The 13,153-nt window shown below is 72.0% G+C and carries 11 protein-coding genes; 3 read left to right on the plus strand and 8 right to left on the minus strand.

All coding sequences use genetic code 11. From position 1 onward, the window contains the following. Nucleotides 1-130: 130 nt before the first annotated feature. From whiA to uvrC, 4 genes are read right to left on the minus strand one after another with little or no spacing between them, the layout of a single operon-like run. Entirely contained in the window at nt 131-1,120 is a 990-nt protein-coding gene (whiA, locus tag AB5J54_RS10315; RefSeq protein ID WP_030205188.1) for a DNA-binding protein WhiA, read from the minus strand. Further along, a complete protein-coding gene (gene yvcK / locus AB5J54_RS10320) occupies nt 1,111-2,136 on the minus strand; it encodes a uridine diphosphate-N-acetylglucosamine-binding protein YvcK (protein WP_369143612.1) in 1,026 nt (341 codons plus the stop codon). Before yvcK ends, whiA begins: the two co-directional genes overlap by 10 nt. Beyond that, on the minus strand, nt 2,133-3,095 hold the full coding sequence (gene rapZ, locus AB5J54_RS10325; RefSeq protein ID WP_369143613.1) for an RNase adapter RapZ: 963 nt from the start codon (nt 3,093-3,095) through the stop codon (nt 2,133-2,135). The genes yvcK and rapZ overlap by 4 nt, the downstream gene beginning before the upstream one ends. After that, on the minus strand, nt 3,092-5,092 hold the full coding sequence (gene uvrC / locus AB5J54_RS10330; protein WP_369143614.1) for an excinuclease ABC subunit UvrC: 2,001 nt from the start codon (nt 5,090-5,092) through the stop codon (nt 3,092-3,094). Before uvrC ends, rapZ begins: the two co-directional genes overlap by 4 nt. A gap of 58 nt (nt 5,093-5,150) precedes the next feature. Here uvrC and AB5J54_RS10335 point away from each other — a divergent pair, with 58 nt between their 5' ends. Further along, complete coding sequence (locus AB5J54_RS10335) at nt 5,151-5,903, plus strand: SDR family NAD(P)-dependent oxidoreductase (RefSeq protein WP_369143615.1); 753 nt, start codon at nt 5,151-5,153, stop codon at nt 5,901-5,903. Between the two features lie 245 nt (nt 5,904-6,148). Here the strand turns inward: AB5J54_RS10335 and AB5J54_RS10340 are convergent, their stop codons facing one another. Beyond that, a complete protein-coding gene (locus AB5J54_RS10340; protein WP_369143616.1) occupies nt 6,149-6,895 on the minus strand; it encodes a hypothetical protein in 747 nt (248 codons plus the stop codon). Beyond that, on the minus strand, nt 6,892-7,488 hold the full coding sequence (locus AB5J54_RS10345) for a papain-like cysteine protease family protein (RefSeq protein WP_369143618.1): 597 nt from the start codon (nt 7,486-7,488) through the stop codon (nt 6,892-6,894). Before AB5J54_RS10345 ends, AB5J54_RS10340 begins: the two co-directional genes overlap by 4 nt. Nucleotides 7,489-7,724: 236 nt before the next feature. Here AB5J54_RS10345 and AB5J54_RS10350 point away from each other — a divergent pair, with 236 nt between their 5' ends. Next, a complete protein-coding gene (locus AB5J54_RS10350; RefSeq protein ID WP_369143619.1) occupies nt 7,725-8,654 on the plus strand; it encodes a hypothetical protein in 930 nt (309 codons plus the stop codon). A gap of 3 nt (nt 8,655-8,657) precedes the next feature. Here AB5J54_RS10350 and AB5J54_RS10355 read toward each other — a convergent pair whose 3' ends face one another. Continuing rightward, the gene (locus AB5J54_RS10355) at nt 8,658-9,083 is read right to left on the minus strand and encodes a Rieske (2Fe-2S) protein (RefSeq protein ID WP_369143620.1); all 426 of its coding nucleotides are present in this window, start codon (nt 9,081-9,083) and stop codon (nt 8,658-8,660) included. Nucleotides 9,084-9,247: 164 nt separating this feature from the next. Further along, nucleotides 9,248-12,292: an excinuclease ABC subunit UvrA gene (gene uvrA, locus AB5J54_RS10360; RefSeq protein WP_369143621.1), complete on the minus strand. Its 3,045-nt coding sequence runs from the start codon at nt 12,290-12,292 to the stop codon at nt 9,248-9,250. Between the two features lie 156 nt (nt 12,293-12,448). Between uvrA and AB5J54_RS10365 the strand changes: the two genes are divergently transcribed. Then, nucleotides 12,449-13,138, plus strand: a complete 690-nt coding sequence (locus tag AB5J54_RS10365) for a maleylpyruvate isomerase family mycothiol-dependent enzyme (RefSeq protein WP_369143622.1) — start codon at nt 12,449-12,451, stop codon at nt 13,136-13,138. Nucleotides 13,139-13,153: the final 15 nt, after the last annotated feature.

Consider the following 13,153-nt stretch of genomic DNA (forward strand, 5'->3'; position numbering starts at 1 on the left):
CAGACGCCAGGCTCTTGGGCGCTCATAGGACTGTCAAGGGTGCCTCGCGGGTGTACGAAAAAGCTGCCGGTGCCTCAGAAAGGCACCGGCAGCGCGGAGTTCGCGGTTCCGTACGGATCTCCCGTACGGCTCAGCCGACCAGGCTGTCGTCCAGCTCCTCCGTCAGGTTGGACTCGGTCCCGGGGATGCCCAGGTCCTGCGCCCGCTTGTCGGCCATCGCGAGGAGCCGGCGGATCCGCCCGGCCACCGCGTCCTTGGTCAGCGGCGGGTCGGCGAGCGCGCCCAGCTCCTCCAGGGAGGCCTGCTTGTGCTCCATGCGGAGCCGGCCGGCGGCGGCGAGGTGCTCGGGCACCTCCTCGCCGAGGATCTCCAGGGCGCGCTGCACCCGGGCGCCCGCGGCGACCGCGGCACGGGCCGAGCGGCGCAGGTTGGCGTCGTCGAAGTTGGCCAGGCGGTTGGCGGTGGCGCGCACCTCGCGCCGCATCCGCCGCTCCTCCCAGGCGAGCACCGACTCGTGCGCGCCGAGCCGGGTGAGCAGGGCGCCGATCGCGTCGCCGTCGCGGACGACGACCCGGTCCACGCCCCGTACCTCCCGGGCCTTCGCCGCGATGGAGAGCCGGCGGGCCGCGCCGACCAGGGCGAGGGCCGCCTCGGGACCCGGGCAGGTCACCTCCAGGGAGGAGGAGCGGCCGGGCTCGGTCAGCGAACCGTGCGCGAGGAACGCGCCGCGCCAGGCCGCCTCGGCGTCACAGGTCGCACCGGAGACCACCTGCGGGGGAAGGCCCCGGATGGGGCGGCCGCGGCCGTCCACGAGCCCCGTCTGCCGGGCCAGCTGGTCGCCGCCGGCCACCACCCGCACCACGAAGCGCGAGCCGCGCCGCAGCCCGCCGGGGGCCATCACGATCAGCTCGGAGCTGTGCCCGAAGATCTCCAGGATGTCCCGCTTGAGGCGGCGGGCCGCCATCGCGGTGTCCAGCTCCGCCTCGATCACGATGCGGCCGCTCACCAGGTGCAGACCGCCCGCGAACCGCAGGATCGACGAGACCTCTGCCTTCCTGCAGCAGGTCCGGGTGACGGGAAGCCGGGAGATCTCGTCCTTCACCGCTGCCGTCATCGCCATGGGCCGATCCTTCCATGCATCCGAAAAATACGGTCGTACGCGGCGGCCAACAGCTCCGGGTCATGCTTCGCGGAGCCGTCGGGCCCGGCCACCGGCGCCAGCTCGACCGCGGCACCGAGCCGCTTGGCGGCATCGGCGAGGGACTCGCGGTCGGGCACGGCGGCCTCGTCGGCCAGCACCACGTCCAGGGCGAGTTTAGGGGCGTGTCGTCCCAAAACCTCCAAATGACGCTGCGGGGAGAAGCCCTCGGTTTCTCCGGGCTGCGGCGCGAGGTTCAGCGACAGCACCTTTCGGGCCTTCGTCTCGATCAGGGCGTCGAGGAGCTCGGGGACCAGGAGGTGCGGGATCACCGAGGAGAACCAGGAGCCGGGACCGAGCACCACCCAGTCCGCGTCCAGGACGGCCGCGACCGCCTCGGGCACGGCCGGCGGGTCGTGCGGCACGAGGTGCACGGACTGCACGTCGCCGGGCGTGAGCGCCACGGTGGCCTGGCCGCGCACGGTGTCCACGTCGTCCGGCCGCTCCGGGTCGTGGCCCCTGACCAGGGCCTGGAGCTCCAGGGGCACGGCGGACATGGGCAGCACCCGGCCCTGGGCGCCGAGCAGCCGGCCGACCAGGTCGAGGGCCTGGACGGGGTCGCCGAGCTGCTCCCAGAGGGCGACGATCAGCAGGTTGCCGACGGCGTGGCCGCCCATCTCGCCCTTGGACTGGAAGCGGTGCTGGATGACCCGGGCCCAGGTCTGGCCCCAGTCGTCGTCGCCGCAGAGCGCGGCGAGCGCCTTGCGCAGGTCGCCCGGGGGCAGCACGCCGAGCTCCTCCCGGAGCCGGCCGCTGGAGCCCCCGTCGTCGGCGACGGTGACGACGGCGGTGAGGTCGCCGGTGATCCGGCGGAGGGCGGCCAGGGAGGCCGACAGGCCCATGCCGCCGCCCAGCGCGACCACCTTGGGCTGGGTGCCGCGCCTGCGGAGCGTACGCCGCACCGCGAGGGTGGAGGTACGCCGACGGTACGGCTTCACTCGCGCCCCATGTCCCGGTGGACGACGACGGTCTCGACCCCTTCGGAGGCGAGGCGGGCGGCGAGGCGCTCGGCGGTGGCGACGGAGCGGTGCTTGCCGCCCGTGCAGCCCACGGCGATGGTCACGTACCGCTTGCCCTCGCGGCGGTAGCCCGCGGCGATCAGCTGGAGCAGCTCGGTGTAGCGGTCGAGGAACTCCTTGGCACCCGGCTGGTTGTAGACGTAGTTCGACACCTCCTCGTTGAGGCCGGTGAAGGGGCGCAGCTCGGGGACCCAGTGCGGGTTCGGCAGGAAGCGCATGTCGACGACGAGGTCGGCGTCGACCGGCAGTCCGTACTTGAAGCCGAAGGACATCACGGTGGCCCGGAGCTCGGGCTCCTCGTCGCCGGCGAACTGGGCGTCCATCTTGGCGCGCAGCTCGTGGACGTTGAGGCTGGAGGTGTCGATCACCAGGTCGGCGTCGCCGCGCAGCTCGCGCAGCAGGTCGCGCTCGGCGGCGATGCCGTCGGTGATGCGGCCGTCGCCCTGGAGCGGGTGCGGCCTGCGGACCGACTCGAAGCGCCGGACCAGGGCCTCGTCGGAGGACTCCAGGAAGACGATCCGGCGGGTGACCTGCTTGGCGTCCAGGTCGGCGAGGGACTCCCTGAGGTTGTCGAAGAACTGCCGGCCGCGGACGTCCACGACGACGGCGATCCTGGCGACGTTGCCCTGGGAGCGGGCGCCGAGCTCCACCATGGTGGGGATCAGCGCGGGCGGCAGATTGTCCACGACGAACCAGCCGAGGTCCTCCAGGCACTTCGCCGCGGTGGACCGGCCGGCTCCGGACATGCCGGAGATGATCACCAGTTCGGGAATGGCCGCCTCGGCGCCGTTGTCGCCGGCGGTCTCCTTCGTGCCCGTACTCACGTGTCCTGCTCCGTCTTCTCGGTCGTGCTCGTCGTGCGTGTGGCGCTCGCTCATGCGGTGGTGCCCCCGTCGTCTTCCATGATCTCTCCTGTGGCCGTGTTCACGGCGGGTGCGGCGGGGGCCGCCTGGGCCAGGGCCACGGCGACCGCCTCCGCGGTCTTCCGGCCGAAGCCGGGGACCTCACAGATCTGCTCGATTGTCGCCTGCTTCAGCCGCTTCACCGAGCCGAAATGCTTGATCAAGGCCTGTTTGCGCGACTCCCCGAGGCCGGGGACGGCGTCGAGCGGGCTGGTCCGGAGGCGTTTGGTCCGCTTGGACCGCTGATAGCGGATGGCGAAGTCGTGAGCCGTGTCACGCACCCGCTGGAGCAGATAGAGCCCCTCGCTGGAGCGGGGCAGGACGACCGGGTCGTCCTCGCCGGGCAGCCAGACCTCCTCCAGGCGCTTGGCGAGACCGCAGACCGCGACGTCGTCGATGCCGAGCTCGTCGAGGGCCCGGCGGGCCGCGGCGACCTGCGGCTGCCCGCCGTCGACGACGACGAGCTGCGGCGGGTACGCGAAGCGCTTGGGCCGCCCGTCGTCCTGGGCGTCCTCGGCGGGGACCTCGCCGCCGGCCTCCCCCTCCGCGAGGGCGCCCCACTCCCCCGTACGGTCCTTCTCGGCGAGGTACCGCTTGAAGCGGCGGCTGATCACCTCGTGCATGGACCGGACGTCGTCCTGGCCCTCGAAGCCCTTGATCTGGAAGCGGCGGTACTCGCCCTTGCGGGGCAGCCCGTCCTCGAAGACGACCATCGAGGCGACGACGTCCTCGCCCTGGAGGTGCGAGATGTCGAAGCACTCGATCCGCAGCGGCGCCGAGTCCAGGTCCAGGGCCTCGGCGATCTCCTCCAGGGCCCGGGAGCGGGTGGTCAGGTCGCTGGCGCGCTTGGTCTTGTGCAGCACGAGCGCCTGCTGGGCGTTGCGCGCGACGGTCTCCATCAGGTCCTTCTTGTCGCCGCGCTGCGGGACGCGCAGCGAGACGAGGGAGCCGCGGCGGCCGGAGAGCCAGGCGGAGACGGCCTCCGTGTCCTCGGGCAGCGCCGGGACCAGGACCTCCTTGGGGACGGCGTCGCCGCTCTCCTCGCCGTACAGCTGCTGGAGCGCGTGCTCGACGAGCCCCGCCGTGTCGACGGCCTCGACCTTGTCCGTGACCCAGCCGCGCTGGCCCCGGACGCGTCCGCCGCGCACGTGGAAGATCTGGACGGCGGCCTCCAGCTCGTCCTCGGCGAGGGCGATCAGGTCGGCGTCGGTGGCGTCGGCGAGGACGACCGCGTTCTTCTCCATGGCCTTGCGGAGGGCCTCTATGTCGTCGCGGAGGCGGGCGGCCTTCTCGTACTCCATGTCCTCGGCCGCGATCATCATCTGCTTCTCGAGCCTGCGGATGTACGTGCCGGTGCGGCCGGCCATGAAGTCGCTGAAGTCCTCGGCCAGTTCGCGGTGCTCCTCGGGCGTGACCCGGCCGACGCAGGGCGCCGAGCACTTGCCGATGTAGCCGAGGAGGCAGGGCCGTCCGGCCGAGGCGGCGTTACGGAACACCCCCGCGGAGCACGTCCGCACGGGGAACACCCGCAGCATCAGGTCGACGGTCTCGCGGATCGCCCACGCGTGCGCGTAGGGACCGAAATAGCGCACGCCCTTCTTCTTGTGCCCGCGCATGACCTGGACGCGCGGGAACTCCTCGTTCATCGTCACCGCGAGATACGGATAACTCTTGTCGTCCCGGTACTTCACGTTGAACCGGGGGTCGAACTCCTTGATCCAGGAGTACTCCAGCTGCAGCGCCTCGACCTCGGTGGACACCACGGTCCACTCCACGGAGGCGGCCGTCGTCACCATCGTGGCCGTGCGCGGGTGCAGGCTCGTCAGCGGCTGGAAGTAGTTCGCCAGCCGCTGGCGCAGGGACTTCGCCTTCCCGACGTAGATCACCCGGCGGTGCTCGTCGCGGAACTTGTAGACCCCCGGGGAGTCGGGGATCTGACCCGGCTTGGGGCGGTAGCTGGAGGGGTCTGCCATGCTCCCCACCCTACTGGCGGGGACCGACACTCAGGGCGGGCGCGCTCGTTGGCCGTGCATGGCTCAGGAGACTTCAGGACGGCTGCCGGACCGGGTGTGCGTGATCACGGGCGCGGCGAGCGGAATCGGCCGGGCGACGGCGGAACGCTTCGTACGGGAGGGCGCGCGGGTGGTGGCCACGGACATCGACGCGGACCGCCTCGCGGGGGTGGCCGGAGTGACCCCGGTGGTCGGGGACGTCTCCCGGGAGGAGGACGCCCGGAGGATGATCGACACGGCGGTGGAACGCTTCGGACGGCTGGACGTGCTGGTGGCGAACGCCGGTGTGATCCCGCTGCTCTCCGTCACGGAGGCCGAGGCGGCGGACTTCGACCGGGTGATGGCCGTCGACGGCCGGGGCATGTTCCTGACCTGCAAGTACGCGATCGAGGCCATGCTCGTCACGGGTGGCGGGGCCATCGTGTGCACCTCGTCGATCTCGGGCGTGGCCGGGCAGGCGCGGCAGGCGGTGTACGGCCCGGCGAAGTTCGTCGCGACCGGCCTGACGAAGCACCTGGCGGTGGAGTGGGCCGAGCACGGGATCCGGGTCAACGCGGTGGCCCCCGGCACCATCGAGACCGAACGCGTGGCCGCCGCGCGCGTGGAGCCGGGCGGCCCCGAGTACCTCGCGGAGATCGTCGGGGCGCACCCGATGGGCCGCTTCGGAACGCCGGAGGAGGTGGCGGCGGCGATCCTGTTCCTGGCGTCGGAGGAGGCGTCCTTCATCACGGGCGCGATCCTGCCGGTGGACGGGGGGTACTTGGCCCGCTGAGGGGCGCGGGGGGGCCGCGCCCGCTGCCCGTGTGGGCAATCGTCCCGCTGGGGCGGGACGGGTGGGCACACGGGACGGCGCCTTCTCGCGGCGCCTCCGCGTTCCGCGCCTGGACCCGCACCGGATGCGCGGCGCGCACGTGGTGCGGGTCCAGGCTCGGGAGCCTCTGGCGCCGGCAAGGGCGCCGTTCCGTTGTGCCCACCCGTTCCGCCCCGGCGGAACGCATGCCCACAACGGGGGGGCCGTCAGGTGGCGCGGCGGCGCAGGCGCCTCGTCGCCAGGGCCAGGGCCACGAGCCCGCCCGCCCCCGCCGCCGCGGAGCCCGCCGCGACACCAGCCCCCTCGTCCGGCCTCGCCGCCGCGTCGTAGCCCCCCGCCGCCCCCTTCCTCGCATACGCGGACCCCGGCAGTTTGTCGCCGTACGCCCGGGCGACCCGCTCCCGGTAGGCCGCGAGGCTCGTCCCGTCGCGTCCGACGGCCCGTACCGCGTCCTCGTCCAGCGGCAGCACCTTCGCCCCCTTCTGGACGTACCAGGCGTCGATCTGCGGCTCCCGGAAGACGAGGCCGCCGCGGCCCATCTCCGCGTACCGGATCTCGTCGTCGCCGGTGGCGATGTTCACCACCTGCCAGCCGCCGGACTGCTCGACCGTCCACAGCGAGGCCTTCTGCCCGTCCGAGGCCACGGCCCTGCTGGCGCGGAACTCGACGCGGGCGACCGGTGCCCCGGGCTTCCCGGCGACGAAGTCCGGGGAGAGGAGCCGCACCGGGACGGACGCGCCGTCGACGCGCGGCGCGGCCGCGGCGGGGGCGAGGGCCCCGTCGCGGGCGAAGAACCGGGACAGGGTGTCGAGGGTCCCCGGCGCGGAGGCCGCCTGTTCGGGGGTGGGCGCGGGCGGCGGGCCCCCGGCGGCGGCCGAGGGAAGCGTCCCGAGGGCGACGAGCGCGGCGGCGAGGAGGCCGATGGTCGTGGCGCGTGCGTTCATGGTCGTCACGCCCCGATCCGGTAGAGCGAGTGGGTCCAGGAGAAGGAGTTGTTGTTGACGTACCAGGCGTGCGAGGCCCAGTTGTAGCGGTCGCTGGAGGGCCAGGGGTCGCCCCAGTAGACCCAGCTGTTCGCGTCGTCGTAGCCGTAGATCACGTGCATGTGGCCGCCGCCGCTCGACCACTGGATGCGGGTCTCGACGGGCCGGTCGGCGTTGATCTCGGTCTGGACGGTCGAGTACCGCAGCCAGCCGTCGACGTACGAGCCGGGGCTGATGCCAGCCCAGCTCAGTCCGGTCTGGACGTTGCCGAGCGTGGCCTGCCAGTTGGGGCAGTCGTAGCCCTGCTGGCGGTTGAAGGCGGCGTTGCAGAACTGGTTCTGGCTGTAGTTCCGGCCGTACCAGGTGGCGATGGTGTTGCCGCTCGCCGCCCAGCACCAGTTGGTCTTCTGCTGGGCCTGCATGGTGATGTTCAGCCGCTTGGTGGCGAGGGCGGAGACCCCCTCCTCCGAGGGCGCGGCGGACGCGGCGGAGGCCGTGGTCGTGGGGACGAGGAAGAGGGCGGCCGCGGCGAGTGCCGCGAGTTCGGTCAGTCTTCTGCGCATCGCGTTCCTCCCAGGGTGGGGGGTGGGGATGTGGGGAGTCGGAGGAGCGCGTCCGGACGCTGGTCAGGAGCATCGACCGTTGTCCGGACCGGGTCAACACGCTTCAATGCGGGGTGACATCGGACTGTGAACGGTGTGACCCGGGTGTGAACGGACACCCATGGCCCACCTGCCCGCCCACCCCTCGCGGCGCGACGGTCCGTGCCCCCGTCGTGAACGTTCACCGAGGAGTCCTCGTGAGCCACACCGAGGCCGATCTGGTGCAGTTGCTGCACACCGGCCCCTTCCATCTGGCGCTGCGCACCGCGCTCGCCGTGCGCGGGCTGCCGCTGCAGCGGGTGCAGCACCATCTCGCGCACCGGGGCGTGAAGGTCGGGGTGACGAGTCTGAGCTACTGGCAGCAGGGCGCCCGCCGTCCCCAGCGGCCGGAGTCCCTGAAGGCCGTCCGGGCCCTGGAGGAGGTGCTCCAGCTGCCCGGGAACTCGCTGCTGCGGCTCCTGACCGAGGACGCGGCCGCCCGCTCCGAGGTGGAGCGCCCGGCGGCCCGCTCGTACCGCTCACTGGTGGAGGCCTCGGGCTCGGTCGAGGAGCTGCTCGCGGGGCTCGAGTCCCCGACGGACGGCGGGCTGCACACGGTGGGGCACCACGAGCGGGTACGGATCGGGGCGGGGCGGGAGCTGGTGGGGCGCGAGTCGCATCACGTGGTGCGGGCGCACCGGGACGGTGTGGACCGCTATCTCGCCATCCACCACGGCGACCCGGGCTGCGACCCGTCCCGGGTGGTGGTGCGGGCGGTGGAGAACTGCCGGACGGGGCGGGTGCGGTGGCACGCCGGGACGGGCGTGCTGGTCGCGGAGCTGCTCTTCGACGTGCGGCTGCGGGCCGGGGACACGTACCTGTTCTCGTACGGCTTCGAGGACGGTACGGCGGGGCCGAGCGGGGAGTACGTGCGCGGGTTCAGCTTCGCGGGCGGGCAGTACGTGCTCCAGGTCCGCTTCGACGAGGCGGCGCTGCCGGTGCGGTGCCGGAGGTTCGCGCAGGCCTCGGCGGGGGCGCCGCGCGGCGGCCGTGCGGAGCTGACCCTGAGCGGCCGGCACCGCACGGTGCACCTCGTGGAGCAGGGGGTGCGCCCGGGGATCCTGGGGATCGACTGGGACTGGGCGTGAGTCTCAGGCCCCGGGGCCTGCGACCAGCTTGCCGTCCTCGACGCGGATCGGGACCTCGGGGAGCGGGACGGTGGCGGGGCCCTGGATCGCCTTGCCGGTCGTCACGTCGAAGCGGCTGCCGTGGCAGGGACAGTTGCCCTCGTTCTCCTCGACCTTGTCGAGGACGCAGCCGGCGTGCGTGCACTGGGCGCTGAAGGCCTTGTACTGGCCCTTGGCGGGGCAGCTCACGACGAGCCGCTGCTCGCGGTAGAGCTTGGAACCGCCGACCGGGATCTCGTCCGGGGCGCCGAGCGGGACCGGGGCGGTCGGGGTCGGGACCTCGGCGTGGCCGAGCTTGGACTCGGTGGAGCAGGCGGCGACTCCCAGCCCGGCGGCTCCGGCGAGGGCCGCGCCTTTCAGTACGGTGCGGCGGCTGGACTGGCCGGACATGAGCGCTCCACGGTGAGATCGGGGACAAGACACCCCATGGGTGACCGACCCGACGATACCGGCGCCCCCTCCCGCCCTGTCGGCCGGGCCTGACCTGGGAGGTCCTCCCCGGGCCCGGGGTGGGGACGCGGGCAGGACCCCCTGTCGGGGGCCCTGCCCGGACCTCACGCCTTGCGGGTGCGGGTCGTCGCCTTCTTCGCGGCGGCCTTGGTGGCCGTGGCGGCCTTCTTCGCGGGGGCCACCGCCTTGGTCGCGGTCTTCTTGGCGGGGGCCTTCGCCGCCACCGTCTTCGCCGCCGGCTTCTTCGCCGCCGCCTTCTTCGAACCGCGGGCCGCCGGGATCGTCCCCGCGGCGTCGCTGATCCGCTCGGCGCCGAGGATCTCGCGGAGGAACTTGCCGGTGTGGCTCGCCGGGACCGAGGCGACCTCCTCGGGCGTGCCCTCGGCGACGACCAGACCGCCGCCGCTGCCGCCCTCCGGGCCCATGTCGATGACCCAGTCCGCGGTCTTGATGACATCGAGGTTGTGCTCGATGACGATCACCGAGTTCCCCTTGTCGACCAGGTTGGACAGGACCTTGATCAGCTTCGAGATGTCCTCGAAGTGGAGACCGGTGGTCGGCTCGTCGAGGACGTACACGGTGCGGCCCGTCGAGCGCTTCTGGAGCTCGGAGGCGAGCTTCACGCGCTGCGCCTCGCCGCCGGAGAGCGTCGGCGCGGACTGCCCGAGGCGGACGTAGCCGAGTCCGACCTCGTTGAGCGTGCGCAGGTGCCGGGCGATCGTCGGGACGGCCTCGAAGAAGTCGAGGGCCTCCTCGATCGGCATGTTCAGGACCTCGGCGATGGACTTGCCCTTGTAGTGGACCTCCAGGGTCTCCCGGTTGTACCGGTCGCCGTGGCAGACCTCGCACGGGACGTAGACGTCCGGGAGGAAGTTCATCTCGATCTTGATCGTGCCGTCGCCGGAGCAGTTCTCGCAGCGGCCGCCCTTGACGTTGAAGGAGAAGCGGCCGGGCAGGTAGCCCCGGACCTTGGCCTCCATCGTCTCGGCGAAGAGCTTGCGGACGTGGTCGAAGACGCCGGTGTACGTCGCCGGGTTCGACCGCGGGGTGCGGCCGATCGGGGACTGGTCGACGTGCACGACCTTGTCGACTAGCTCGTCGCCGTCCACGCGCGTGTGCCGTCCGGGCACCGACTTGGCGCCGTTCAGCTCGCGCGCCAGGTGGGTGTAGAGGATGTCGTTGACCAGGGTCGACTTGCCGGAGCCGGAGACGCCGGTGACGGCGGTGAGGACGCCCAGCGGGAAGGAGACGTCGATGTCCCGCAGGTTGTTCTCGCGGGCGCCGTGCACGGTGAGCGCACGTCCGGGGTCCGCCGGGCGGCGGATGTCCGGGGTGGCGATCGCCTTGCGGCCGGACAGGTACTGCCCGGTCATCGACTCCTTGTTGGCGAGGAGCTCCTTCAGGGAGCCGGAGTGGACGACCTTGCCGCCGTGCTCGCCGGCGCCGGGGCCGATGTCGACGACCCAGTCGGCGACCTTGATGGTGTCCTCGTCGTGCTCGACGACGATGAGCGTGTTGCCCATGTCCCGGAGCCGGACCAGGGTCTCGATGAGCCGGTGGTTGTCGCGCTGGTGGAGGCCGATGGACGGCTCGTCGAGCACGTAGAGCACGCCGACCAGGCCGGAGCCGATCTGGGTGGCGAGCCGGATGCGCTGGGCCTCGCCGCCGGAGAGCGTGCCGGCCGCCCGGTTGAGCGAGAGGTAGTCCAGGCCGACGTCGACGAGGAAGCGCAGCCGCTCGTTGACCTCCTTGAGGACCCGCTCGGCGATCTTCTTGTCACGGGCGTTGAGCGTGAGGCGGGAGAGGAACTCGGCGCAGTCGCTGATCGACATCGCGGAGACCTCGGCGATGGACCGGTCCATGACCGTGACCGCGAGGACGATCGGCTTGAGGCGGGAGCCCTCGCAGGTGGGGCAGGGCACCTCGCGCATGTAGCCCTCGAAGCGCTCGCGGCTGGAGTCGCTCTCGGCCTCGGTGTGGCGCCGCTTGACGAAGGAGACGGCGCCCTCGAAGGCCGGGGTGGTGTACGCCCGCTCGCGGCCGTACCGGTTCCGGTAGCGGACCTCGACCTGGGTCTTGTGGCCGTGCATCAGGGCCTTCTTGGCGCGCTGCGGCAGCCCGGCGTACGGGATGTCCGTGCGGAAGCCGAGGGCCTGGGAGAGTCCGCCGATGAGCCGGCCGAAGTACTCCTTGGTGTGGCCGTGCGACCAGGGGTGGATGGCGCCCTCGTCGAGGGACTTCTCCTCGTCGGGGACGATCAGCTCCGGGTCGACCTCCATGCGGGTGCCGATGCCGGTGCAGTCGGGGCAGGCGCCGAAGGGCGAGTTGAAGGAGAAGGAGCGCGGCTCCAGCTCCTCGAAGGAGAGGTCGTCGTACGGGCAGTAGAGGTGCTCCGAGTACATCCGCTCGCGCTCGGGGTCGTCCTCGGCGAGGTCGACGAAGTCGAGCACGACCATGCCGCCGGAGAGTCCCAGCGCGGTCTCGACGGAGTCGGTGAGCCGGCGCTTGGCGCTGTCCTTCACGGTGAGGCGGTCGACGACCACCTCGATCGTGTGCTTCTCCTGCTTCTTCAGCGTCGGAGGTTCGCTCAGCTGGATGGTCACGCCGTCCACGCGGGCGCGGCTGTAGCCCTTCGTCTGCAGGTCGGCGAAGAGGTCGACGAACTCGCCCTTCCGCTCGCGCACGAGCGGGGAGAGCACCTGGAAGCGGCTGCCCTCGGGGAGCTCCAGGACCTTGTCGACGATGGCCTGCGGCGACTGGCGGGAGATGGGGCGGCGGCACTCGGGACAGTGCGGCTTGCCGATGCGGGCGAAGAGCAGGCGGAGGTAGTCGTAGACCTCCGTGATGGTGCCGACCGTCGAGCGCGGGTTGCGCGAGGTCGACTTCTGGTCGATGGAGACGGCGGGCGACAGACCTTCGATGAAGTCGACGTCCGGCTTGTCCATCTGGCCGAGGAACTGCCGGGCGTACGAGGAGAGCGACTCGACGTACCGGCGCTGCCCCTCGGCGAAGATCGTGTCGAACGCGAGGGAGGACTTGCCCGACCCCGAGAGCCCGGTGAAGACGATGAGGGAGTCACGCGGGAGGTCGAGCGAGACGTTCTTGAGGTTGTGCTCGCGAGCGCCACGGACGATGAGACGGTCGGCCACGCCGGTCCGCACCTTTCTTGAGAGAGCGGATGTGCCTGACACACCCAACAACCAAGGATGCCGGATGCTTCCGTCGAGCCTATAGCACGCACATTCGATTTCCGTCCGCACCGAGACCGCTTCACCCGAATGAGTGGCGGCGCTAGGGTCGGCGCCATGATCGACCACGAAATCGACCTTGCCTCCGTACGCGAGGCGACCGAGCGGCTGCTGACCGCGGCCGCCTCATGGGACAACGCGGCGACGGCCGAGCCGTCACGGCTTCCCGGCTGGACGCGCGGCCACGTGCTCGCCCACGTCGCCCGTAACGCCGACGCTCTGGTCAACGTCCTCCAGGGCCGTCCCATGTACGCCGACGCCGCCACCCGCGACGCCGACATCGAGCGCGACGCCGCCCGCCCGCTCGACGTCCACCTCGCCGACCTGCGCGAGTCCGCCGACCGCTTCCAGGCCGTGGGTGCCGAGCCCGCCGACTGGAGCCGCACGGTCGAGCTCCGCAACGGGGTCACCGACAGCGCCTCCCGGATCCCCTTCCGCCGCTGGGTGGAGGTCGCCCTCCATCACGTCGACCTCGGCGTCGGCTACGAGCTGGAGGACCTGCCCGAGGAGTTCGTGCAGCGCGAGATCGACTTCCTGACGGAGCGGTTCACCGGCAACGCGGCCGTGCCGCCGACCCGGGTCCTGACCGAGGACGGCGCGGGCAGCTGGACCACCGGCTCCGCGGAGGGCTCCGAGGTGACCGTGAGCGGCCCCGCCCCCGAGCTCCTCGGCTGGCTCGCCGGCCGTCGCGACGGCTCCGCCCTGAAGGTCGCGGGCGGCTCCCTGCCGGAGCTTCCGCCGCTGTAGCCGCCACTGTCACTC

This window comes from Streptomyces sp. R44 (genome assembly GCF_041053105.1).
Classification (GTDB): Bacteria; Actinomycetota; Actinomycetes; order Streptomycetales; family Streptomycetaceae; genus Streptomyces.